We start from the raw sequence: 25,380 nt of genomic DNA, 5'->3' as shown, positions 1-25,380 counted from the left end.
TGTAATAAGTAAAAATGATAAATATAGCTTATCCATTGAAGTTCATCATAAGTTGTCGAGAGGAATGAGTGTGAAATGACAGATCTGTACGCATTTCCAGTATCGTTCTCCCAGCAGCGGCTGTGGGTGGCCGATCAGCTGTTAGCTGGGAGCCCGGCCTATCTGATGCCGGCTGCGCTATTGTTGGAAGGCGAGCTTCAGGTGGAGGCGCTAAAGCGTGCCTTAGCTGAGATTGTGAACCGGCACGAATCGTTGCGCACCACGTTCGGATTACGGGAGGGTCAACCTGTTCAGCTGGTCTCCGAACAGCGGGTGCAAGAACTGCCTGTGATCGAACTTCACCAGCTGCCAGAAGCGATGCGCCGCGAACGGGCGGAGAAGCTGGTCGCGGAGGAAGCGGTTCGTCCGTTCGATCTGGAGCGCGGGTCGCTTTTGCGTACGACCTTGTTAAAGCTCGCCGAGCGTGAGCACCTGCTCTTGATCACGATGCATCATATTATCTCCGACGGTTGGTCGACAGGGATTTTGATCGAGGAACTGTCTGCGCTCTATGGCGCATTCGTTGAAGGAAAGCGCTCACCGCTTCCGGAGCTGCCTTTTCAATATGCGGACTTTTCGGAGTGGCAGCATGAGGCGATGCGCGGCGAAGAGCTCGCGCAGTCGATCGACTATTGGCGGGACAGGCTGGCCGGAGAGTTGCCCCTCTTGCAACTTCCGTTCGATCGCCCGCGCCATCTGGCGCTGACCGATCGCGGAGGTGCGGTGAAGAGGCAGCTTTCGAAGGAGCTGACCGAGCAGCTCAAGGAGGTGGGCCGCAAGGAGCAGGCCACCCTGTTCATGACGCTGTTGGCAGCCTATCAGGTATTTTTGTCGCGCTATTCTGGACAGGAAGATGTGCTGGTCGGTTCCCCGATCGCGGGAAGGTATCTCCAAGAGGTGGAACCGCTGATCGGATTTTTCGTCAACAATCTGGTTTTGCGCGGGAATCTGGCAAACAATCCATCGTTTGAAGATTTTCTGGTTCAGGTGCGGTTGACGGCGCTGCAAGCATATCGACATCAGGAAGTGCCGTTTGAAAAGCTGGTGCAGGAATTGCAGCCGGAGCGGCATATGAACGTGTCGCCGCTGTTTCAGACGATGTTCACCTTAAATTCGCCCCTTGCAAAAATTGAACTGCCCGGGCTCTCGATGCGACTGCTCGAACAGGAGACGCGAGCAGCCAAGTATGATTTGCTCTTGGAGATGGTCGAAGAGGCAGACGGGCTGGTCTGCAAATGGGAATATAAGACCGACCTGTTCGATCGCGAGACGATCGAGCGGATGGCGAGCAACTTCGAAGTTCTTTTGCAGGGGATTGTGCACGATCCGAGCGCCTCTGTCTCGGCGTTGCCTTTGTTGTCAGCTGATGAGTATGAGCTGGTGGTCGATCGCTTGAATCGAACGGAGCGGGACTACCCGCAAGACATGCTGCTCCATCAGTTTTTCGAGCGTCAGGCGGAGCGGACACCAGACCGCGCGGCAGTCGTGTTCGAAGGGGAATCGATCTCCTACCGAGAGTTGAACGAGCGGGCCAACCGCTTGGCTGCTCGCTTGCGGCGAGAAGGGGTGCGCGGCGATTCATTCGTCGGCATCTTCATGGAGCGCTCGATCGAGCTGGTCGTCGCCGTGTGCGGGGTGTTAAAAGCGGGCGGTGCGTATGTGCCGATCGATCCTGCCCTGCCTGCCGAGCGGGTCGACTGCCTGTTAGCAGATTCGCAGGTGCGCGTGCTGTTGACGCACGGGCAGCTCGCAGAGCGCATTTCTGAGCAGCAAGCTGCGGTGATTTGCGTAGATGGAGACAGTTACGCCGCGGAGGAAGCGAGCGATCTGGAAGCGGAGATCACGCCTGATCATCTGGCGTACATGCTCTACACGTCCGGGTCGACCGGTCAGCCGAAGGGCGCGATGATCACGCACCGAGCGGCTGTCAACCACATGCTGTGGCGGCAGGAAGAGTACGGGCTGACCGAGGCGGATCGCGTGCTGCAGAAAACGCCGATCTCCTTCGACGTCTCCGTCTGGGAGCTCTTCTGGACGCTCGCTGCAGGTTCCACGCTGGTCGTGGCACGAGCAGACGGGCACAAAGACAGCGCCTATCTGCGCGATCTGATCATCGAGCAGCAGGTGACCACCGTGCATTTTGTTCCGTCGATGTTCCAGATCTTCCTAGAAGAAAAAGGGGTAGAGCGATGCAAGTCCCTTCGACACGTCTATTGTGGCGGTGAGGCGATGTTGCCGGAGCAGCGAGACCGATTCTATTCGCGCTTGCCCCACGCGCAGTTGCACAATCTGTACGGACCGACCGAAGCGACGATCGACGTCAGCTACTGGCGCTGTGAGCAGCATAGCGAGCGCCCGACGATCCCGATCGGCCGTCCGCTCGCCAACACGAAGCTCTACGTGCTCGACGCTCACCTCAATCCGGTGCCGCTCGGCGCGACGGGAGAGCTGCACGTCGCCGGGGTCTGCTTGGCGCGCGGCTATCACAACCGCGAAGAGCTGACAGCTTCGCGCTTTATCGCCAACCCGTTTGGCGAAGGGAAGCTCTACAAGACGGGCGATCTGGTGCGGCTCGCTTCAGACGGTGTGATCGAGTATCGCGGGCGGCTCGATGATCAGGTGAAAATTCGCGGTTACCGCATCGAGCTCGGCGAGGTTGAATCGCCGCTCGTCGAACATCCGAGCGTAAAAGAGGCGGTGGTGTTGCAAAAGGGGGATGCGCTGAGCGCGTTCATCGTGGCAAAACAGACAGTGACCGCCAAAGAACTGCGCCGTTTTCTGCTGGAAAAGCTGCCCAGCTATATGGTGCCGAACACGTTCTCCTTCCTCGCTGCGCTTCCCCTGTCGCCAAACGGCAAGGTCGATCGCCGGGCGCTGCTCGAACTGAAGGTGGAAGAGGCGGTGCAGGAAACCTACCTGCCGCCGCAAAGCGAATTGGAGCGGGAGATCGCCCTGATCTGGCAAGAGGTGCTCGGCGTGAAGAAGGTGGGACTCAACGACAACTTTTTTGACTTGGGCGGACATTCGCTATTGCTCATCCAAGTTCATCGCCAGCTGAAGGAGCGCTATGATATCGGGCTTTCTGTCGTCGAAATGTTCAAGTACCCGACGGTGAGCATGCTGGCAAACCACCTTTTCGGCAACAGCCAACCGAGCGAGTCGAAGCAACCTCGCGTCAAGCCGCAGCAAAACGTGAGCGATCGATCGCGAACAGACATCGCGGTCATCGGGATGGCCGGACGTTTTCCAGGTGCGAAAAACGTGGAGGAATTCTGGCACAATCTTCGCGATGGAGTGGAGTCGATCGAGCAGTTCAGCAAAGAGGAGTTGCTCGAAGTCGGACATGATCCAAAAGCTGTCGAGGCGTCGAACTATGTGCGAGCGGCCGGCATCTTGGAGGACATCGAATGGTTTGATGCTGGCTTCTTCGGGATCAACCCGCGGGAAGCGGAAGTGATGGACCCGCAGCACCGGATCTTTTTGGAGACCGCTTGGGAAGCCCTGGAAGTGGCAGGGTACGACTCGGAAAACTACGAGGGTGTCATTTCCGTCTTCGCGGGCACTGGGCTCAGCCGCTATCTGATGTTCAACCTGCTGCCCAACCAAGAGCTGATCGCATCGGTCGGTGAGCTGACTGTCGCGCTGGGCAATGAAAATGATCATCTGGCAGCCCGCGTCGCCTACAAGCTCAACCTCAAAGGGGTCAGCCACGGGGTGGCGTCCGCCTGTTCGACCGCCCTGCTGTCGATTCATCTCGCCAGCCAAAATTTGCGAAATGGCGATTGCGACATGGCGATCGCTGGGGGCATCTCGGTCGGAGTGCCGCAGAAGACCGGCTATCATCATGTGGAAGGCGGCATCATGTCGCCCGACGGACACTGTCGCGCCTTCGATGCGAACGCACAGGGGACGGTGCCGGGCAGCGGAACTGGGGTGGTCGTGCTCAAGCGCCTTGATGACGCCCTTCGCGATGGCGATCACATCATGGCGGTTGTCAAAGGTTCGGCTGTCAACAACGACGGCTCGCAGAAGGTCGGCTACACCGCTCCGAGCGTCGAAGGTCAAGCGCAGGTGATCGCCAAGGCGTTGGATGCGGCAGACGTCCACCCGGAGAGCGTCTCCTACGTCGAGGGGCATGGCACTGCGACGCCGCTCGGCGACCCGATCGAGCTGACGGCGCTGACGCAAGCGTACCGGACGCAGACAGATGCGACCAACTTCTGTGCGATCGGCTCCGTCAAATCGAATATCGGACATCTCGATGCGGCGGCAGGAGCGGCAGGCTTTATGAAGACGGTGCTCGCCCTCTATCATCAGCAACTGCCGCCCAGCCTGCACTTTGAGGCTCCCACGCCAAAAGTGGATTGGAGATCCTCGCCGTTTTACGTCAATACCGAGCTGAAGCAATGGCAGCGAGGCGATTCGCCCCGCCGTGCCGGCGTCTCTTCGTTTGGCTTGGGCGGAAACAACGTCCACGCGATCCTGGAGGAGGCACCGCAGCAGGTGAGCACCCCTTCTGCGCGGGGCGCTCAGCTCTTGGTGTTGTCAGCGAAGACGGCCACGGCGCTGGAAACGGCGACCGCCAACTTAAAGGAGCACCTGCTGCACCACCCGGAGCAAGCGCTGGACGATATCGCCTATACCCTGCAAGTCGGTCGTCGCGCCTTTGAACATCGTCGCACTTTTGTCGTCACAGACCGCGAAGATGCGCTGGAAGTGCTCAGCTCGCTGCATCCGCGCCGGATGCAGAGCGGTCAGTCGAAGCGCGATGATCGTTCGATCGCCTTCCTCTTCCCCGGCACAGGCGATCAGTATGTCAACATGGCACAAGAGCTGTATCGGACAGAACCGACCTTTAAAACGCATGTCGACACCTGTTGCGAGCTGTTGAAGCCGCAGATCAACATCGACCTGCGCGACCTCCTGTATCCGGAGGCGAGCGTCGAGCCGGTGAGCGTGACGGCAGATGGCGGAACGGATCAGGCGTTCGATCTGCGCAAGCTGCTCCGCAGAGACGGCGAGACCCAATCGGAGAACGATCCGCTGGCGAGAACGGAGTACCTTCATCCCGCGCTGTTTGTGATCGAGTATGCGCTGGCGCAACTGCTGCTCGAATGGGGGATTCGCCCGAAGGCGATGATCGGATACTCGTTGGGTGAATATGTGGCTGCATGTCTCGCCGGCGTCTTCTCGTTAGAAGATGCGCTGACGATCGTCGCCAAGCGCGCACAGCTGATTCAACAGTTGCCTGCAGGTGCTATGCTCGGCGTGTCGATGAGCGCGGCTGACATCCTGCCGCTGCTCGGTGATCGACTGTCGCTCGCTGCGATCAACACCCCTCATCACTGTGTCGTATCTGGCGAAGCGGACGCGATGGACGAGCTGGAACAACAGCTGTTGGCGCAAGGGATCGCTTGTATGCGCGTCCAAAACTCGCATGCGTTTCATTCGCAGATGATGGAGCCGATCGTCGATCGCTTTGCAGAGCTGATCGGCAGCTTCCGCCCGAACGCGCCGCGCATCCCGTTCGTGTCCAACGTGACAGGTGAATGGATCACAGCAGAACAGGCTTCCGACCCGATGTACTGGGCGCGTCATCTCTGCCAGACGGTTCGCTTGGCGGACGGCTTGCAAGCGCTTTGCCAAGACGAAGAGCTCGTGCTGCTAGAGGTAGGTCCTGGGCAGACGCTCTGCAGCTTTGCGCTGCAAGGGCAACAGGCGGGATTGATCGCGCTGCCGACCCTTCGCCCCTCCTATGAGAAGCGAGGCGATCTCCAGTTCTTGCTCGGGTCGATCGGGCAGCTCTGGATTTCGGGTGGCACGATGGAGTGGCAAGGGATGCACCAGCAAGAGCGACGACTGCGCGTGCCGTTGCCAACCTATCCGTTTGAGCGCAAGCGTTATTGGATCGAAGCGAAATCGGTTCGCTCCGTCACACCTGTTGCGTCTGTCGCAGATCAACATCAGGAGGAGGAGGAGGGCTCGCTACAACTGCATGCGCGCCCGCATCTGTCGACTCCTTTTGCCACGCCAACCAACGAGCAGGAGGCGACCATCGTCAGGATGTATCAAGAGCTGCTCGGCATCGACGGCGTTGGTGTGCACGACAACTTCTTCCAGCTCGGCGGCAACTCGCTGATCGGCATGCAGCTGATCTCCCGCCTGCGGGGTGAATATGAGATCGAACTGCCGCTCAGCGCGCTGTTCGAAGCGCTGACCGCAGCGGAGCTGGCGGTGACGGTGCAGGAGAAGATCGCAGAGAAGGGCGAAGTGCCCACGCAGATGGAAGCGGTGATCACCCCGCGCCCAGAAGGAAGGCATACGCTGTCCTCCTCGCAGGAGCGCATCTGGTTTATGGAACAGTTGGCACCAGGCGAGCCGGTCTACAACATCCCGACCGCCGTGCGGATGAAAGGGAAGCTCAACCTCGACCTGTTGACCAAGAGCATCAATGAGATCATCTCCCGCCATGAGACGCTGCGCACCATCGTCAAGACGGTCGACGGTCAGCCGATCGCCGAGATCCTTCCGGAGCTTCGCATCGCGATCGCCGAAGAGGACATCTCCTCCCATGACGCCTCCGATCGCAATGAGGAAGCGAACCGCTTGGTGAGCCAGCTCGCCCGCGAGCCGTTCGATCTGCATCAAGGCCCGCTGATCCGCGCCACCGTGTTCCGCCTGGGCGAGGAAGAGCATGTGCTGGCGCTGATCATCCATCACATCGTGGCGGACGGCTGGTCGCTCGGCCTGCTGATCCGCGAGATCGGCGCTCTCTACAGCGCGTTTTACCACGGCGAGCCATCGCCGCTCTCACCGCTTGCCATCCAGTATGGGGACTATGCGCACTGGCTGGAGAAAAACAACGAGGAAGGCTTGCTCGACGGGCAGCTGAGCTACTGGAAAGAGCGGATGAGCGGCCAGTTGGAGACGCTGATGTTGCCGACCGACAGACCGCGCCCCGTCTATCAAACTTACAATGGCGCGATGAAGATGCACCTGCTGTCCCCCGAGTTTAGCGAAGAGCTGCAGCAGTTGAGCACTCGCGAGGGCACGACGCTCTACATGACGCTGCTGTCCGCGTTCAACACCTTTTTGGCGCGCTACTCCGGACAGACGGACATCATGGTCGGCACGCCGATGGCGAACCGCAAGCGTCGCGAGGTGGAAGATCTGATCGGCGTCTTCATCAACACGTTGGTGCTGCGCAACCAGGTGACCAGCGAGATGACGTTCCGCGAGCTGTTGCAGCAGGTGCGCTTGACCACCCTCGATGCGTTTGCCAACCAAGAGCTGCCGTTTGAGAAGCTCGTTCAAGAGCTGAAGCCTGATCGCAACATGTCGTTCTCCCTGCTGTTCCAAGTGATGTTCATCATGCAGAGCACATCGGTGTCGCTGTCGATGCCGGGCCTTGAGATCGAGTCGGAGATGCTCGACGATGGCACCGCCAAATTCGATATCACGCTGCTGGTGCGCGAGACGGATCACGGGCTGCTCACCAGCTGGGAGTACAACACCGATCTGTACGATGAGAGCACGATCGAACAGATGATCGCCCATTTTGACAACCTGTTGCGGGCGATCGTGGCAGATCCTGGACAAAAGCTCCATGAACTGCCGCTCGCCTCAGTTGAGGAGCAGGAGCAGATGCTGTTCGAGTGGAACGATACGCAGGTCGATCATCGTGAAGACCTGCTGATCCACCAGCTGTTCGAAGAGCAGGTGGAGCGCACCCCAGAGGCGACAGCAGTCGTGTTTGAGGCGGAGCGTTTGACCTTCCGCGAGCTGAACAACCGAGCCAACCAGCTGGCGCACCAGCTGCAGGCGCACGGCGTAGGAACGGACCAGCTGGTCGGGATCTTCCTCGATCGCTCTTTGGAGATGGTGGTCGCACTTCTCGCCACGCTGAAAGCTGGCGGTGCCTATCTGCCGCTCGATCCGAGCTATCCGCAAGACCGCTTGCAGCACATGATCGAGGACGCGAAGCTGGCGGTGATCTTGACACAAGCATCGCTTGCCGATGCGCTGCCGCCACACGAGGCGGAACTGATCATGCTGTCCGAGGGCGAGCAGGTCGAGATCCTGAGCAATCCGGTCAGCCAGGCGAAACCGGAGCATCTAGCGTACGTCATCTTCACTTCCGGTTCCACCGGGAAGCCAAAAGGCGTGATGATCGAACACAGAAACGTCGTCAATTTCATGGCGGCGATGGACGAGCGCATCCGCCTTGCCGAACAGGATGTGATGCTCGCCGTCACCTCGATCGGCTTTGACATCTCGGTGCTGGAGCTGTTCTGGACGTTGACGCGAGGAACGCAAGTCGTCCTGCTCTCCGAACAGGAAGTGATCGAAGCGGGCATGAGCACAAGCTCCTATTCCTTCTGGGCGCAAGCAGATCGCCATCAGGTGACGATGCTGCAATGCACCCCTTCGCTGATGAGCATGCTCCTCGCCAGTGAGCAGAGCGGCGCAGGGCTGCAGAAGCTGCAGAAGATCCTGCTCGGCGGTGAAGAGTTGCCGCTCGCCTTGGCTCGCCAGCTGCGAGCGTGCACCGATGCGCAGCTGTTCAACATGTACGGCCCGACCGAAGCGACCGTCTGGGCGACGGTGCAGGAAGTGCGGGAGGTTGAGCAAGCTCCGATCCCGCTCGGCAGGCCGCTCGCCAATTACAAGCTCTACATCCTCGACAACCACTTCCAACCGGTGCCGGTTGGCGTGGCGGGTGAACTCTACATCGGCGGTGCGAGCGTTGCGCGCGGGTACTTGAATCGCCCCGACTTGACGGAGGAGCGCTTCCTCAACAATCCGTTTGCAGAAGGAAAGCTCTACAAGACGGGCGATCTGGCAAGCTACTCGCCAGATGGAACGGTCAAGTTCCTCGGTCGCCTCGACCATCAAGTCAAAGTGCGCGGACACCGCATCGAGCTCGGGGAGATTGAAACGAAGCTGGAAACGCACGATGCGATCCGCCAAGCGGTCGTCATCAGCCGCAACAATGCGCTGATCGCCTACGCCGTCTGTCTGGCGGACGAGCTGCCCGAGCTGGGGGAACTGCGCAGCTTCTTGCGAAAAAGCTTGCCCGACTACATGGTGCCTTCCGCATTCGTGCGGTTGGACGCGCTGCCGCTCACCCCGAACGGGAAGGTGGATCGCAAAGCGTTGCCAACGCCTGAGGGCATCGACCTGACCTCAGAGGCGAGCTACGTTCCGCCGTCCTCGCCGCTGGAGCTGGCGCTGACCGGCATCTGGCGCGACGTGCTCGATCTGGAGAAGGTGGGGGTACGTGACAATTTCTTCGTGCTGGGCGGTCACTCGCTGTTGGCGACGCGCGCGATGTCGCGCCTCAACCAGCAGCTGTCCGTTCAGATGCCGCTAAAAAGCTTGTTTGACGCGCCGACGATCGCGGAGCTCGCGGCGCTGATCGAAGCGAACAGACAAGGTGAGCCGGTGCTGAAGGTGCTGCCGATCACCGCAGTAGGACGCGAGGGGCAGCTTCCGCTCTCCTTTGCGCAGGAGCGCTTGTGGTTCCTCGATCAGTTCGACCCGGCCTCTTCCGCCTACAACATTCCGGTCTCCTTGCGACTGCAGGGTGAGCTGGACGCGGTAGCTTTGGCGAAGAGTTTCCGCGCGCTGGTCGAGCGACACGAATCGCTGCGCACCGTGTTTGTCAGCGAGGAAGGGCAGCCGATCCAGATCATTCAAAGCGATCTGACGCTGGAGATGTCGACGCTCGATCTCCAAGATCTGCCGGAGCAAACTCGCGAAGAGCAGATGAAGGCGCTGGCGATCGAGGAGGCGCGAAAACCGTTCGATCTCGCGCAAGGTCCGCTGGTGCGCGCTACACTGCTCCGAATTCGCCCTGACGAGCACCTGCTGTTGTTGACGATGCATCATATCGTCACCGACGAATGGTCGATGGGCATCCTCGTCGACGAGATGGTCGAGCTCTATCGCGGCTATGCGGCCGGCTCGGCTGAACAGCAGCTCCCGGCGTTGCCGCTGCAGTATGTTGACTACTCTGCTTGGCAGCGAGAATGGTTGCAAGGGGATGTGCTGCAGGGTCAGTTGCAATATTGGAAGCAAAAGTTGGGCGGCAAGCTGCCGCTGCTCCAATTGCCGACCGACTATCCGCGCCCTGACCTGCCGACGCTGCGCGGTGCGCAGACGAACTTCTCGCTCGACAGCGGGCTGACCGAAAAGCTGAGCGCGCTGAGCAGTGCCGAAGGTGCGACGCTGTACATGACGCTGCTGTCCGCCTTCAACCTCCTGCTCCATCGCTACAGCCGTCAGGAGGACATCTTGGTCGGCTCGCCGATCGCAGGGCGGATGCGCGAAGAGCTGGAAGGGATGATCGGCCTGTTCGTCAACACGCTGGTGTTGCGCACCGATCTGTCGGGTGCGCCGACATTCCGCGAACTGCTGGCTCGCGTTCGCCAGACGGCGCTCGAAGCGTATGTGCATCAAGAGGTGCCGTTTGAGAAGCTGGTCGAAGTGCTGCAACCGGAGCGCAACCTGAACCAATCGCCGCTGTTCCAAGTGATGTTCACGCTGCAAAACGCGCCGAAAGGGAAGCTGGACGTACAGGGCTTGACGCTGACACCAGAGCCGCTTGAGAGCGGGACGGCCAAGTTTGACCTCACCTTGACGCTGGTCGAAGATGGCGATCGCTTGCAGGCAGAATTCGAATACAGCACCGACCTGTTCGCGGCGGAAACGATCGAGCGGATGGGCGTGCACTTCTGCAACCTGCTCGCCGCGATCGTATCCGATCCGGATCAGCGCATCGATGAGCTGGCCTTCCTGTCCGAAGCGGAGCACCTCGCCGTGCTGGCCGGCAGCTATCAGGCGGGCGACTATGATCGCGAGGCGACGCTGCACAGCCTGTTCGAGCGGCAGGTCGCCAAGACGCCAGACGCGACCGCTGTCGTGTATGAGGATCAGGTGCGGACCTATCGCGAGCTGAATGAGCAGGCGAACCGTTTGGCGCACCACCTGCTGACGCTTGGAGCAGGCCCTGACGTGCCGATCGGCATCTTCATGGAGCGCTCGCACGAATGGCTGGTCAGCATCCTGGCGGTGCTGAAGGCGGGCGGCGCGTACCTGCCGCTCGATCCGACCTACCCGAACGAGCGCATGCAGTTCATGCTGGAAGATGCGCAGGCGCCGGTCGTGCTCACCAAGAGCGCGCTGACAGAGCGACTGTCGGCAGCGGGCAGGCAGGTGCTGGCGGTCGACCAAGCGAACCCAGCTTGGAGCGGCTGTTCGGCAGCTGACCTCGACGCAGGCACCGATTCGACAGGCTTGGCCTACATCATCTACACGTCCGGCACGACCGGCAAGCCGAAGGGCGTGCTGGTGCCGCACCGCGGGGTGGTCAGCCTGCTGACCGACATGCACAACCGCAAACCGTTGCAGGTGGGCGATCGGAGCAGCGTCTGGACGAGCTTTGGATTTGACGTCTCCGTCTATGAGATGTTTACGGCGCTGCTGTACGGGGCGGCCGTCTGCCTGGCATCCGATGAGGTGCGCTATGACAGCGAGACGTTTATCGGATGGCTGGTTGAGCAGGAGATCACCTCCGCCTACCTGCCGCCGTACATGGTGAAAGACCTCGCTTCTTGGCTGGAAGCGGGGAACGGGGCGCTTTCGCTGCACCGCTTGCTGGTCGGCGTGGAGCCGCTTTCTGAAAAACTGCTGGCGACGATCGCCAAGCGCGTTCCGGGACTTGCGATCTTTAACGGCTACGGGCCGACGGAGACGACGATCTTTGCGACCGCCTACCAGATCGATCCGGAGCATGCTGAAGAGCGGCAGACGCCGATCGGCAAGCCGATGGCAAACACGGCGATCTACCTGCTCGACGCGCACGGACAGCTGGTGCCAAACGGCATCGCCGGTGAGCTTTGCATCGGTGGTGACCTGGTGGTGCGCGGCTATCTGAACCGGCCGGAGCTGACCGCCGAGCGATTTGTCGCCGATCCGTTCGCGGAGCAGGCGGACGCTCGGATGTATCGGACGGGAGACTTGGCCCGCCGGCTGCCAGACGGCAACATCATGTTCCTCGGGCGGATGGACAGCCAGGTGAAGATTCGCGGCTTCCGCGTCGAACTCGGCGAGATCGAAGCGCAGCTGATCGGCCACCCGTCCGTGCGGGAAGCGGTCGTGATCGTCAAGGAGATCAACCCGGACGACAAGCGGTTGATCGCCTATCTGGTCGCCTCCGCTCCGCAGGAGGAGCTGGTGCCCGAACTGCGAGCGCTGCTCAGCGAGCACCTGCCCAGCCACATGATGCCAGCCGCCTTCCTCCAGCTCGACGCCTTGCCGCTCACGCCAAACGGCAAGATCGACAGAAAGGCGCTGCCAGAGCCCGACTTTTCCAGTGCGGGCAAAGAAAGGGAGTATGTGGCGCCCAGCACGCCGACCGAGCAGAAGCTGGCCGAGCTGTGGTCGAAGTTCTTGCAGGTCGAGCAGATCGGCATCCACGACAACTTCTTTGAGATCGGCGGTCATTCGCTCTTGGCAACACAGCTGATCGCCAGCGTGCAGCTTGAGTTCCAAGTGGAGTTGTCGCTGCGGGAGCTGTTTGAAAAGACGACGATCGCAGAGCTGGCGATGGCGATCGAAGCGGCGGAGCGCATCGAGACACCGCAGATCCAGCGCCGCGAACGGGCCGGAGCTGTGAAGAGAAGGTAGTGAACACCGCTTGCGGGCGATGAGAAAAGAGAAGGACGCGTGCGAGAAGTGCGAGTCATGAATCAAGATTTGACAACCAGCATCCAATGGGTGCTGGTTTTTTTGTTGCAGAGGAGAGCAGGACAGTCTTTGGCAAACTGTCAAGTACGATATTTAGAAGATAATATAATTATTATCATTGAAAAATAAAAATAATAGGTATAGAATGGTATGAAATGAAAAAATAAATGAATACTTTATCTCCTTGATCTATTGATAAGAGGTGGTGTTGGCAATGTTTCTCCAGCGATTTAAAAGTAGCTATTTTGGTGGCTTTCACCCGGTCGTTTACACATTATTGATCGGAACGATCATCACGACGATCGCGCGCTCGATGAGCTTTCCCTTTCTGGCCATCTACCTGACGCAAAACACAGAGCTGAGCCCTGGTGTGATCGGCAGCATTATCGGCTTAGGTCCGCTTGCCGGTACATTTGGCGGGTTTATCGGGGGGGCGCTATCCGACTTTGTAGGGCGCAAAAAAGTGGTGGTTTTCGCTCTGCTCGGCATCTCGTTGTCATTTGTCGGCTTCACATACACGACAACTCCGTGGTTGTTAGCGGTGTTGTCTGTCACAAATGGGCTGAGCGGCTCGTTCTTCGCACCTGTTTCGAAAGCGCTGATGGCAGACTTGACCGAAGAGTCAAGAAGAATGCGCATCTTCTCTTTGCGCTACTGGACGGTAAACATCGGTTTCGTGATGGGTCCGATGCTTGGCGCGCTGGCCGGGTTGTCGGGAAGTTCGCAGACCTTTTTGATCGCAGCGATCGTCTATTTTGTCTACCCACTCTTCTTGCTCATGCTGATGCGCCGCTTTAAAGTCGGCGAGATCACCCAGACGCGCGGGGAGTCCTTCAAGCTGAAAGAAGTCTTAAAAGTGGTGGTGCAGGATCGGGTGTTGCGCTGGTTTGTGCTCGGCGGAACGCTTGGCATCATGGTGCATGGACAGATGTCGGTCACGCTTGGACAGCATCTGGAGCGAGAGTTTACGAATGGAATTCTCATGTTCTCCACGCTGCTCAGCATCAACGCGTTTGTCGTGATCGTCTGCCAGATACCGCTGGCGAAATGGATTGAGAAACGCACCCCGCTGTTCGGCGTCGTGCTCGGTGCTTTGCTGTTTGCGCTCGGCGATCTCGGGTTTGCTTTCTCGACCGGATGGGTTCTCTTCATCATGTCGATGGTGATCTTTACAATCGGCGAGATCTTCATCATCCCTTCCGAATATGTGCTGCTCGATCGAATTACACCAGAGGGGATGCGCGGCACCTATTATGGCACGCAGACATTTACCGAACTTGGGAACTTTATGGGACCTTGGATTGGCGGGATGGTGCTGGGAAGCTTTGGCGGCAGCATCATGTTCATCATGTTTGGCTCGATCGCGCTGGTGAGCACTCTCTTCTTCTGGCGCGGGCAGTCGGTCTATGCCAAGCGGGAACGGCAACGAGCAGTCTCCAGCGTTTCATCCGCATGAAGGTGAGGAAGAGGAGGAGAGCTTTTTGAAGGGGAGTAAGCAAAAAAGATTGTTGAGCTTTGCAAGGTTTGGGGTGTTGTCGGTGGCAAAGCGAGTGAGCCGCGGCCTGCACCAGCGACTTGCGAGGCGCCCGTCACGTAAAATCTTGCATTTGGAGGGTCTTCGCTCAAAGGTCAGCATCTACCGGGATTGGCGTGGAGTTCCGCACATCGAGGCGCAGTCGCTCCACGATGTGTACATGGCGCAGGGATATGTGACCGCCCAAGATCGGCTGTGGCAGATGGACATGAGTTTTCGAATGGTCTCTGGGCGGTTGGCAGAAGTATTGGGGGCAGGATTGGAGCAATCGGACCGACTCTTTCGCACACTTTCCATGCACAAGGCGGCGGAGCGATCGATCGCGGCCTACTCTGCCAACACCTTGCAGCATCTGGAGAGCTATTGTGCGGGTGTAAACGCATATGTTGCAGACGCGAAGAAAAATGGCAGATTGCCGATCGAGTTTGCTTTGCTCGGCTATGAACCACAGGAGTGGACGCCTTTTGAAGTCCTGTGCATCGGTAGGTTGCTCTCGTATAGCCTGTCGCAAAACATGGGGAATGAACTGTTTCATCATGAGGTCGGCAAGCGCGTTGGTGAAGAGCTGCGACGAGAAATCAGGCCCGCCTATCCGGAAGATGGTCCGCTGACCATCCCGAGAGGCAAGTGGCAGGCAGGTGTACCTGTGGGCGCTCGGTCAGAGCAGGAGGTGAAGGGCGCACTCGAAAGCGATGCGTTGGCAGAGGAACTGCTCGATCTGCTCACCACAGCGGGCGATGTGACGAAAGGTTCAAACGGCTGGGTCGTGGCGGGAGAGCGAACCGTTTCGGGAAAGCCCTTGCTGGCCAACGACCCGCACATCGATCTGCAGACGCCCTCCACTTGGTACCAGACCCATCTGATCGTGGAAGGGGAGTTGGAGAAACTCAACGTGATCGGCGTCTCTCTGCCGGGGGTGCCAGGCATTTTAATTGGCCACAACGAGCAGATCGCATGGGGCGTGACCAACAGCCGAGCGGATGTACAAGACCTGTTTGTGGAACGGAGGCACCCTTCCGACCCGGCACAGTTTCAATATGAGCAACATTGGGAGCATGCAGAGGTGAGGCGCGAGATCATCCGAGTGAAGGGAAAAGCGGATGTAGTGTTTGCGGTGTACACCACTCGGCACGGACCGGTGGTATCAGATGTGATCGTCGCTGAGGAGGGGCAAGCGGAAGAGGTGTTAGCTTTGCAGTGGTCCGCTTTGCTCCCCTCTGCCGATTTGGAAGCGTTTTTTGCGATCAACTGCGCAACCGACTGGAACACATTTCGCGAGGCACTGCGAGAGTATCGCTCGCCAGTTCTCACCTTTTTGTTCGCTGGGAGCGATGGGACGATCGCCTGTCGAGTCGGCGGGAGCATCCCCATTCGTCAGGATGGGGAGGGGGAGCACCCGGTTCCTGGTTGGACAAACCAATATGAATGGACAGGGTTCATCCCATTTGAGGAACTCCCCGAGCTGGTCAATCCAGAATCGGGCTTTATTGTGGCGGCCAATCAGCAGATTGTTGAGGAGCAGTATCCTTATCTGCTGACCCGTTCTTGGGACGCACCGTACAGAGCTTGGCGCATCGAAGAGATGCTGAGCGAAGAGCAACCTTTCAGTTTGCAGGAGATGTCGCGCATGCAAGGCGATATTTTGAACTTGCAGGCGCGTCGACTGTTGCCCCACCTGTTGCCCGTCCTAAAGCGGGCCGAATGGACAGAAGTGGAGCAGCGATCCGTTCGCTTGCTGGAAGATTGGAATTTTTATGATGATCAGGATGCGGCTGCACCGCTGGTCTACCATTTCTTTTGGTGGCAGATCAGCAAACGGATGTTTGAACCGAAGATGGGCACGTCCTTGTTTCGAAAAATGGTCGACCGCATCAACGTGACTGACGAAACGTTGCTGAAAGCGGCAAGCGGACTCGAAAACGGATGGGTGCTTGCGGCGGGCGGTTTTGAGGCGCTCGTGCAGGAGAGTTTCAAGATCGCGGTAGACCAGTTGGTACAGAAGTTCGGCGAGCTAACCTCGAAGTGGAGATGGGGTGCGTTTCACCGCTTCGATCCTCAACACCCGATCGGGCGTCAGGTTTCCCTGCTCGGAAAGCTGATCGATCCGAGGCGTCATTTTCCGATCGGGGGCAGCAACACGACAGTCTGTCTGATGACGTTTCAGCGAGAGAGCGGCACGGTGTTGCAAGCAGCTCCCTGGCGCATGGTCGTCGACCTGCAGGACATGTCAGCGCTCGACCTCAATGCTCCCGGACAGTCTGGTGATCCGCTCAGCCGCTGGTATGATGATCAATCCGGTCTTTTTGTTGAAAATTCCCCCGCCTCGCAACAGTTCAACAAAGAACAATACAGAGCTGGAGCGCACCTGCTCGTGCTGCATCCAGACTAGCGATCGTCAAAGGAGATGGAGAAGATGAACCTGAAACAATCGGTGTCCTTCACAGAGACAGCATCTTTTGTCGAGCTTCTTCGCGCTCGGGCTGAAAGTCAACCTGAGCAGTTGGCCTACCGTTTTAGCCGTGACGGTGAGGAGATGTTTGAAGAACTGACTTGGGGGGAGGCGGAGCGCCGCGCTCGCTCCATCGCCGCTTACCTGCAAGAAAAGGGGGCGGCAGGGGAGCGAGTACTGTTGCTTTTTCCTCCCGGTCTGGACTATCTGACCGCCTTCTTTGGCTGTCTCTTTGCTGGCGCGGTTGCTGTGCCAGCCTATCCACCCACTTCGAGCCGCTTGTTGCCACGCTTGCAGACGATCGTGGCGGATTCGCAGGCGCGATTTGCGCTGACAACGAAAGAATCGTTCCAAAGGTTTCAAGTGCATTTAGCCAAAGCGGACAGCTTGTCCAATTTGGATTGGCTGCTGACAGGCGATGCGGAAGGTATGGAAGATAGTTGGAATTCTCCGCACATTGGCGGGGAGAGCCTTGCCTTTCTCCAATATACATCAGGCTCCACCTCCGCTCCAAAAGGCGTGATGGTGACGCATGGCAACTTGCTCCACAACTCCGCATTGATTCAACGATCGTTTGGCACCGACGCGGACGATCATGGGGTGATCTGGTTGCCGCCCTACCATGATATGGGGTTGATCGGTGGCCTGCTCCAGCCTGTGCTGGCAGGGTTTTCGGTCACCCTGATGGCGCCGGCCGATTTTATTCAGCGTCCGCTCCGCTGGCTGGAGATGATCGCTAAAACGAAAGCGACGGTGAGCGGCGCACCTAATTTTGCGTACGATCTTGCGGTGGAAAAGAGCACCGAAGCGCAGCGGGCGTCACTCGATCTGAGCAGTTGGCGCATTGCGTTTAACGGAGCGGAACCGATTCGAGCCGAGACGATGAAGCGGTTTGCAGATGCATTTTCCGCCGCAGGATTTGCTGACGATGCATTTTACCCCTGCTATGGATTGGCGGAAGGAACGCTGCTCGTCTCGGGGGCAAAAGGGTTATCATCGCCGGTCGCCCAAAAGTTCGCTGCCGATGCGCTGACGCAAAATCGGATCGAAGAGGCGAGCGATCGGACAGAGTCGGAAGCGCGAGAGTTGGTCGGCTGCGGTGAAGTCGCAGTCGGTCAGGATGTGCGAATCGTGCATGCAGAAAGCGGCGTCGAATGCGCCCCTGATGAGATCGGTGAGATCTGGGTGGCAGGAGCGAGCGTTGCGCAAGGATACTTCGGGCGCCCTGAACAATCGGAGGCGACGTTTCGTGCGTGCTTGTCAAACGGGGACGGACCTTTTTTGCGGACGGGCGATCTAGGCTTCCTCAAGGGCGGACAGCTCTTCGTGACCGGCAGAATCAAAGACTTGATCATCATTCGTGGTCGCAATCACTACCCGCAAGACATTGAAGCGACGGTGGAAAACGCTCATCTGGCACTGCGAAAGGGGGCGGGTTCCGCCTTTTCGGTGACGGTCGAGGGAGAGGAGCGGCTGGTGGTGGCGCAAGAGGTCGATCGCCATCATCGCAACGTCCAAGTGGATGAAATTGCGAGCGCAATCCGTCAGCTGGTGGCAGAAGCGCATGGCGTTCAAGTGTATGCGGTTTTGTTGCTCAAGTTTGGCGGCATTCCGATGACTTCGAGCGGAAAGGTGCAGCGCCATGCTTGTCGGGAGGGCTACTTGAACGGTTCGCTTGTCCTGATCGGGAGCGATGTGCACAACGCTTTTGACAGGGAGATGGAGGAGTCATTTTTGTCGGAACCGCTCCTGATGAGTCGCGCTGAATTGCGGTCGTTGTCTGTCGAGGAGCGCCATTCCCGTTTGCTTGCCTATCTGCGCCATCAGGCAGCACATGTGCTCAAAATATTGCCCGCCAAGCTGGACCCCGCTTTGTCGCTGAGCAGTCTCGGTCTCGATTCGCTGATGGCTGTGCAATTGCAACATGACATCGAGCGCGATTTCGGGATCGACATCGATTCGAGCCGCTTGCTGGAGGGCATTCATCTGATCGAGTTGGCAACGCTGATCGATCAACTGATCGAGGGGTCAGATGCTTCCACATCAGATGAGAGCGAATGCGATCACGATCGGCTGTCAGAATGTGAGATGTCCCGCGCTCAACAAGGATTGTGGTTTTGGTACAAGCGCTTCCCGCAAAGTCCAGCTTACAACATTTCCCGTGCGTTTCACTTGGAGGGAGCGGTTGACGAGCGAGCGCTACAGGGGGCGTTTCAAGCGCTGGTTGATCGTCATCCTGCGCTTCGCACTTCGTTCTTTGAGCGTGAGGGACAGCTGCTTCAGCGCGTTCACAACGAGCAGGAGGTCTCGTTCCAGGTTGAAGAGGCGGCGACGTGGGGCGACGAGCGGCTAAATGCGCGCTTGCAAGAGGAAGCGGACAGACCGTTCGATTTGGAAAAGGGTCGGTCGATGCGCATCCACCTGTTCCGTCGCTCCGATCAGGAAGTGGTGATGCTGTGGGCACTTCATCACATCGTGGTCGATTTCTGGTCGTTCAATCTGCTGTTCCGCGATCTCTCCGCTCTGTACGCGCAGTTGAGGTCGGGGCATGCGGCAACAGCGGTCGAGGAGAGTGCTTCCGCGATCTCCTTTATCAATTGGCAGCACGCTTTCGTCGCTTCCGATGCGGGAAATCGCAAGCTTGCCTATTGGCAGGAGAAGCTGTCGGGCGAGCTGCCAGCACTGCACATTCCGCTCGACTTTCCGCGCCCTGCCGAACGGAAACAAAGCGGTGCATCGCTGCATGTGCGCGTCGGCGCCGGGCTGACCGCGAGGTTGAAACAAACGGCGCATGAGCAGGAGGTGACGCTGTACCAACTGCTTTTGGGCGCCTATGGTGTTTTGATGCATCGCTATTCGGAGCAAGAAGATTTGATCGTCGGCACCTATATGGCGGGCAGAAGCAGATCGTCTCATGCGGAGCTGGTCGGCTACTTGACCAATGCGTTGCCGCTGCGATTCGATTTTTCGAATCAGCCGACCTTTTCAACCTTCCTGTCGCAAGTGCGCAAGACGGTGGTGGAAGCGCTGGCCCATCAGGACTATCCGTTCGACCTGCTGGTGGAAAAGATGCGGATTGAGCGAGATCCGAGCCGATCCCCGCTGTTTCAGACGGCGTTTGTCATGCAGAACGTCGGAGCGCAGCGGCAGATGTTGGCCCCGTTTGCCCTGGGCTGTGAGGGGGCGACAGGACATTTGGACGACCTCCTCTTGCGTTCGCGTACGCTCGAAGAAAAATCGTCTCTGTTCGATCTGACGGTCACGGTTGCTGAATCGGATGGCGAACTGCTGGTGAAATTTCAGTACGATACCGCACTGTTTGCAGAGGCGACCATATGTCGGATGATGGGTCATTGGCAGACGCTGCTCGCCGACATCGCTGCGGATTCGAATCGATCAGTTTCGAGCCTGCGACTGATCACCGATGCTGAAATCGTGCAATTGTCCGCATGGCGTGCCCTCGCAAAGTCGGAAAAGGTCGATGAGACGCTGTGCACCATTTTTGAGCAACGAGCTATGGAACGTCCAGATGCACATGCGGTGACGTTTGAGAATCAAAGTCTCACCTATGGGGAATTGAACAGCCGAGCCAACCGATTGGCTCGCTATCTCCGGCAGCGCGGGGTCAGCGATGGGATGCTGGTCGGCATCAGCATGGAGCGCTCCGTAGATCTGCTGGTCGGCATCGTGGCGATTCTAAAGGCGGGCGGTGCCTATCTGCCACTCGATCCGGCCTACCCGATGGAGCGATTGCAGTACATGCTGGATGATTCGCAGGCGGAGCTGGTCTTGACGCAGGAACGGATGCTCGGCAAGCTTTCGCGTGCAGATGTGCAGACGATCTGCATCGATCGGGATTGGGTGCAGATCGACGCGCTGAACGATGCGAATATAGAAGGGGAACGGAGCCCCGATCGGCTGGCGTATGTGATCTATACGTCAGGTTCGACCGGCAATCCGAAGGGCGTGATGGTCACCCATCGAAATGTGGTGCGCCTGTTCACCGAGACGGATGCGTGGTTTCAATTTGATCATCATGATGTGTGGACCTTGTTTCACTCCTATGCGTTCGACTTTTCCGTCTGGGAGATGTGGGGGGCGCTACTTTTCGGCGGCAAGTTGGTGGTCGTCCCCTATTGGGTCAGCCGAACGCCGGAGGAGTTTTATCGCCTGTTGCAAAACGAGCGCGTTACTGTGCTCAACCAGACGCCTTCTGCGTTTCGTCAGCTGATGCGCGTGGAGGAGCAGTCAGGCTCTGGCGGGGAGATCGACCTTCGCTATGTGGTCTTTGGGGGAGAGGCGCTGGACGTGCAAAGCTTGCAGCCCTGGTTTGCGCGTCATGGTGACAGCAAGCCGCAATTGATCAACATGTATGGGATCACCGAGACGACCGTCCATGTTACTTATCGACCGCTGCGAGCTGCTGATGCGCATCGGGCGAGCAGTGTGATCGGCAGCGCGATTCCCGATTTGCAAGTCCTCTTGCTCGATCGCAATCAGCAGCAGGTGCCGATCGGTGTGCCCGGCGAGATGTACATCGGAGGTGCGGGCGTGACGAGAGGGTATTTCAATCGTCCGGAACTGACGAGCGATCGCTTTGTCACCTTGCCAGCTCTGTCAGGCGAGCTCCTCTATCGCTCTGGTGACTTGGCGCGCTATCTGGCGAATGGCGATCTCGAATATTGGGGGCGGATCGACCATCAGGTGAAGCTCCGCGGCTATCGGATCGAGCTCGGTGAAATCGAATCGGCGCTGATTCAACATGAGGAAGTCGACGAAGCGGTGGCGATGGTGCGCGAGGATGATCCTGATGAGAAAAAACTGGTGGCCTACGTGGTGGCAAAGCACAAGCAGCCGCCCACAGTACGAGAGCTGCGCACCTTTTTGGGCAATCGGCTACCAGATCATATGGTTCCGCATTCCTTTGTCTTGATCGATGAGATTCCGCTTACCGCAAACGGCAAGGTGGATCGCAAATCGCTGCCGGCCCCAGATCTGTTCGCGTTTGAGCGAGCCCGATATGCACCGCCCAGCTCTTTTGAGGAGGAAGTGTTGATCTCGATCTGGGAGCGGGTCTTGGATGTCCATCCGATCGGAGCGGATGATAACTTTTTCCTTCTGGGCGGCGATTCGATACGCAGTATTAAAGTCGCATCGCTCGCGAAAGATCAGAAGCTCGACGTTTCGCTTGAGCAGATCTATCAGCACCAGACGGTGCGAGAGCTCGCCTGCTCGATCAAAACGTCGCATCAGCCAGAAGAGCGCGTGGAGCCGATCGCGCCGTTTGAACTGATTTCTGATCAGGATCGAGCACAGCTTCCGGAGGGGATCGAAGATGCCTACCCGGTGCCCGCGATCCAAATGTCATACTTTTTCCATAGCGAGTCTTCCGAGGTGTACAAAGCGTACTTGGGCACCTATCGACTGCGCGGACCGTTTCATGAGCCGGCGTTTCGTGAAGCGATTCGCCGAATGGTCAAGCGACATGAGATCTTCCGTACTTCGTTTGATCTGTCGACGTTCAGCATGCCCTTGCAGTTGGTGCACATTCGTGCAGAAGTGACGCTCGCTGTTTACGATTTGCGCCATCTGCATTCGGCCGAGCAAGAACATGCGATCAAGGAGTTTGTCTACGAGGAAGAGCGCAGGCGATTTGACTGGTCGCAACCAGGGCTGATCCGCTTCCACGCTCACCGCTTAAGCGACGAGACTTTCCAATTTACGATGTGCGAACCATTGCTAGACGGTTGGAGTGCCGCTTCGACGATGACCGGGCTGTTTACCGAATATCTCAAAGTGCTGAAAGATCATGACGCACCAGAAGAGCCGATGCTGAAGGCAAAGTTTAGTCGCTTTGTGCAGAGGGAGCTGCAGACCAAACGGTCGCCCGAATCGCAAGCGTTTTGGGAAAGGGAGCTCCACGATGTTTTGACGACTCGCATCCCGCGCTGGACGGGGCCGAATGCAACGTTCGCGTCCGATAAAGAGGACCGCGTGATCGTGCCGATCTCCCAGGAGGTGTCGGAAGGATTGCTCTCCTTGTCGCGCTCGCTGTCTGTCCCCCTAAAGGACGTCGTGTTGGCCGCACATCTCAAGGTTGTCAGCCTCTTGAGCGGTCAAGACGATGTGGTGACAGGGATTGTCAGCGGTGGGCGTCCAGAGGAGGAAGATGGCGAAAAAGTGCTCGGCGCGATGGTGAACACCATGCCGTTTCGATTGCATCTCGCCGGATCTACGTGGGAGGAGCTCGTGCGTCAGACGTTCGAAAAGGAGCGCGAGTCGCTTCCTCATCGCCGCTATCCGCTCGTCGATTTGCAAAGGCAGTTTAGCGGCGGTCAGCGGCTGTTCGAGACGATTTTCAACTACACGCACTTTCATGTTTATCAAGGTGTGACCGAGAGCGGGGAGATCGAAATTCTGGACGGTTGGCACCGCGAGTCGGCCTACGTGCCGCTGACCACCCAGTTTTCGGTCGATCCACAGTCGTCACAACTGCTCTGCGTGCTCGACTACTACCCGGAAGACCTGTGTCGTGAGCAGGTGGGCTACATCGCTGAATATTACGCGAAGACGTTAGAAGCGATGGTAAAATCCCCTACCTCCAAGCATGAAGCGCACCGTTTGCTCGCAGAGGAAGAGCTGCGCCTGCTTCTTGGCGAGGACGATCGAAAGCGAGCAGATTATCCTTTGGATCGTTGCTTCCCAGAGCTCTTCCGCACACAAGCTGACAAGACGCCTGCGCGCACCGCATTGATCTGCCGCGAGAAGAGCATTCGCTATGAGGAGCTGGAGCGCCGATCGAATCGCTTGGCAAACTATCTGCTGACGCTTGGCATCGCACCGGGCATGTTTGTCGGACATCTCGGCGAGCGCAACATCGATTGGGCCATCTCGATGATCGCGATCTTCAAGCTGGGGGCTGTTTACATTCCGCTCGATCCGAAGTATCCGAACGATCGGCTTCGCTATATGGCGAGCCATTCCAACATGGCGGTCTTGTTGACCTCCGAAGAGCTGTCCGACCGAGTGGTGCAAGATGGGATGAAGATCGTCAGTTTGGATCGTGATCAAGAGCGGATCGCCCAGATGGATGAAGCGTTTGTCGATCGAGCGATAACACCGACCGATTTGGCCTATGTGATCTACACGTCCGGATCGACCGGGCTTCCGAAGGGCGCGATGGTTGAACATATCGGAATGGTCAACCATCTGTATGCAAAAATGGAAGTGCTCCGCTTGACCGAGGAGGACGTCGTCGCCCAAAATGCTTCCCAGTGTTTTGATGTATCCGTCTGGCAGCTGCTCGTCGCCTTGCTCGTCGGTGGCAAGACGGTGATCTTGCCCGATGAGGCGGAGACAGATCCTGTTCGTCTGCTCGGGGAGATGGACGAGGCTGGAATCACCATCTGGGAGACGGTGCCGACCGTCTTGCAAGCGACGCTTGAGTCGATTTCGCTGTTCCGCGAGGCGCGCCCAACATTTGCGCAGCTCAGATGGCTCTTTGTCAGCGGGGAGGCGTTGCCTCCCGCCTTGTGCCGACTCTGGTTCCAGCTTTTCCCGCAGATTCGGATGATCAACGCTTGCGGTGCTACCGAGTGTTCAGATGATGTGACGCACTATGTGATCTCCGGTCCGCCGGCAGAGGAAGTGACGGTGATGCCGATCGGGGAAGTGATTGCCAACTGCACCTTGTACGTGCTCGATCGAGCGATGCAGCCTGTACCTTTTGGCGTGCCAGGGGAGCTGTGCTACGGCGGCATCTGCGTGGGAAGAGGGTACTTGAACGATGAGGAAAAAACGAATCGGGCGTTCCAAGCGGACCCTTTTTCACAGGTTCCGGGCGCGCGTCTTTATCGCTCCGGCGACCTGGTGCGCTTGCGCAACGATGGAGTTTTGGAGTTCCTCGGTCGCATCGATCATCAGGTAAAGATCCGCGGCTTCCGCATCGAGCTTGGTGAAGTCGAAGCGGTGATCAATCATCATCCGGATGTTTTGCAAGTTGTTGCGACTGCGCATCGGGATGACAGGGGCAACAGTCGACTGGTCGCCTATCTGACGCTCGCGCCAGAAAGTTTGCTGTCCACAGCAGAACTGCGCGACTACATGCGGAAATCGGTGCCTGAACATATGGTGCCGTCCTTTTTCATCATGCTCGAAGAATTCCCGATGACGCTCAACGGCAAAGTGGATCGCAAGCGATTGCCGACTCCCTCCATCCAACAAGAAGAGCGTGAATACAAAGCTCCGGAGACGGAAGTGCAGCGAGCGGTGGCGGAGATCTGGCAGAGTGTTCTCAGCTATGACCCGGTGAGCTTGACCGACAACTTTTTTGAAGTCGGTGGCGAGTCAATCTTGGCCACCCGTCTGATCTCGTTGCTTCGCAAGCGCTTTTCGATCGAGCTGCCCTTGCGCACTCTGTTTGAAGCATCGACGGTAGAAGGGTTGGCGGCTGCAGTTCAATCACAAGTCGATCTTGGCGAAGACGATGAGATGAAAGCGTTGCTTGAGGAGTTGGAAGGGCTGTCTGATGAAGAGGCGCTGCTCCTGCTCGGCGGGGACGAAGCGGAATAGGCGAACGATGTGTGATCATGAAGGGGAGGTGAGCAGC

General features: G+C 58.2%; 4 protein-coding genes. All 4 read left to right on the top strand.

The features are described 5' to 3' along the window. Nucleotides 1-75 precede the first annotated feature (75 nt). The 4 genes from ACFSOY_RS04155 (at nucleotide 76) to ACFSOY_RS04140 (ending at nucleotide 25,343) form a co-directional block, all read left to right on the top strand. A complete protein-coding gene (locus tag ACFSOY_RS04155; RefSeq protein ID WP_386044261.1) occupies nucleotides 76-12,729 on the top strand; it encodes an amino acid adenylation domain-containing protein in 12,654 nt (4,217 codons plus the stop codon). 274 nt (nucleotides 12,730-13,003) lie between these two features. Then, nucleotides 13,004-14,245 (top strand): MDR family MFS transporter, encoded by a 1,242-nt coding sequence (locus ACFSOY_RS04150; RefSeq protein WP_386044260.1) that lies wholly within the window; start codon nucleotides 13,004-13,006, stop codon nucleotides 14,243-14,245. A gap of 82 nt (nucleotides 14,246-14,327) precedes the next feature. Next, entirely contained in the window at nucleotides 14,328-16,712 is a 2,385-nt protein-coding gene (locus tag ACFSOY_RS04145) for a penicillin acylase family protein (protein ID WP_386044259.1), read from the top strand. A 24-nt stretch (nucleotides 16,713-16,736) separates the two neighbouring features. Continuing rightward, complete coding sequence (locus ACFSOY_RS04140) at nucleotides 16,737-25,343, top strand: amino acid adenylation domain-containing protein (RefSeq protein ID WP_386044258.1); 8,607 nt, start codon at nucleotides 16,737-16,739, stop codon at nucleotides 25,341-25,343. The last annotated feature ends 37 nt before the right edge of the window (nucleotides 25,344-25,380 follow it).

Origin of the sequence: Tumebacillus lipolyticus, assembly GCF_042682745.1 — a bacterium.
GTDB lineage: Bacteria > Bacillota > Bacilli > Tumebacillales > Tumebacillaceae > Tumebacillus_A > Tumebacillus_A lipolyticus.
This window is presented reverse-complemented; position numbering and strand designations above follow the sequence as displayed.

Bases quoted from the DNA above. Each gene is read 5' to 3' on its own strand.
- ACFSOY_RS04155 (WP_386044261.1), top strand. From the start codon at position 76: ATGACAGATCTGTACGCATTTCCAGTATCGTTCTCCCAGCAGCGGCTG.
- ACFSOY_RS04150 (WP_386044260.1), top strand. From the start codon at position 13,004: ATGTTTCTCCAGCGATTTAAAAGTAGCTATTTTGGTGGCTTTCACCCG.
- ACFSOY_RS04140 (WP_386044258.1), top strand. From the start codon at position 16,737: ATGAACCTGAAACAATCGGTGTCCTTCACAGAGACAGCATCTTTTGTC.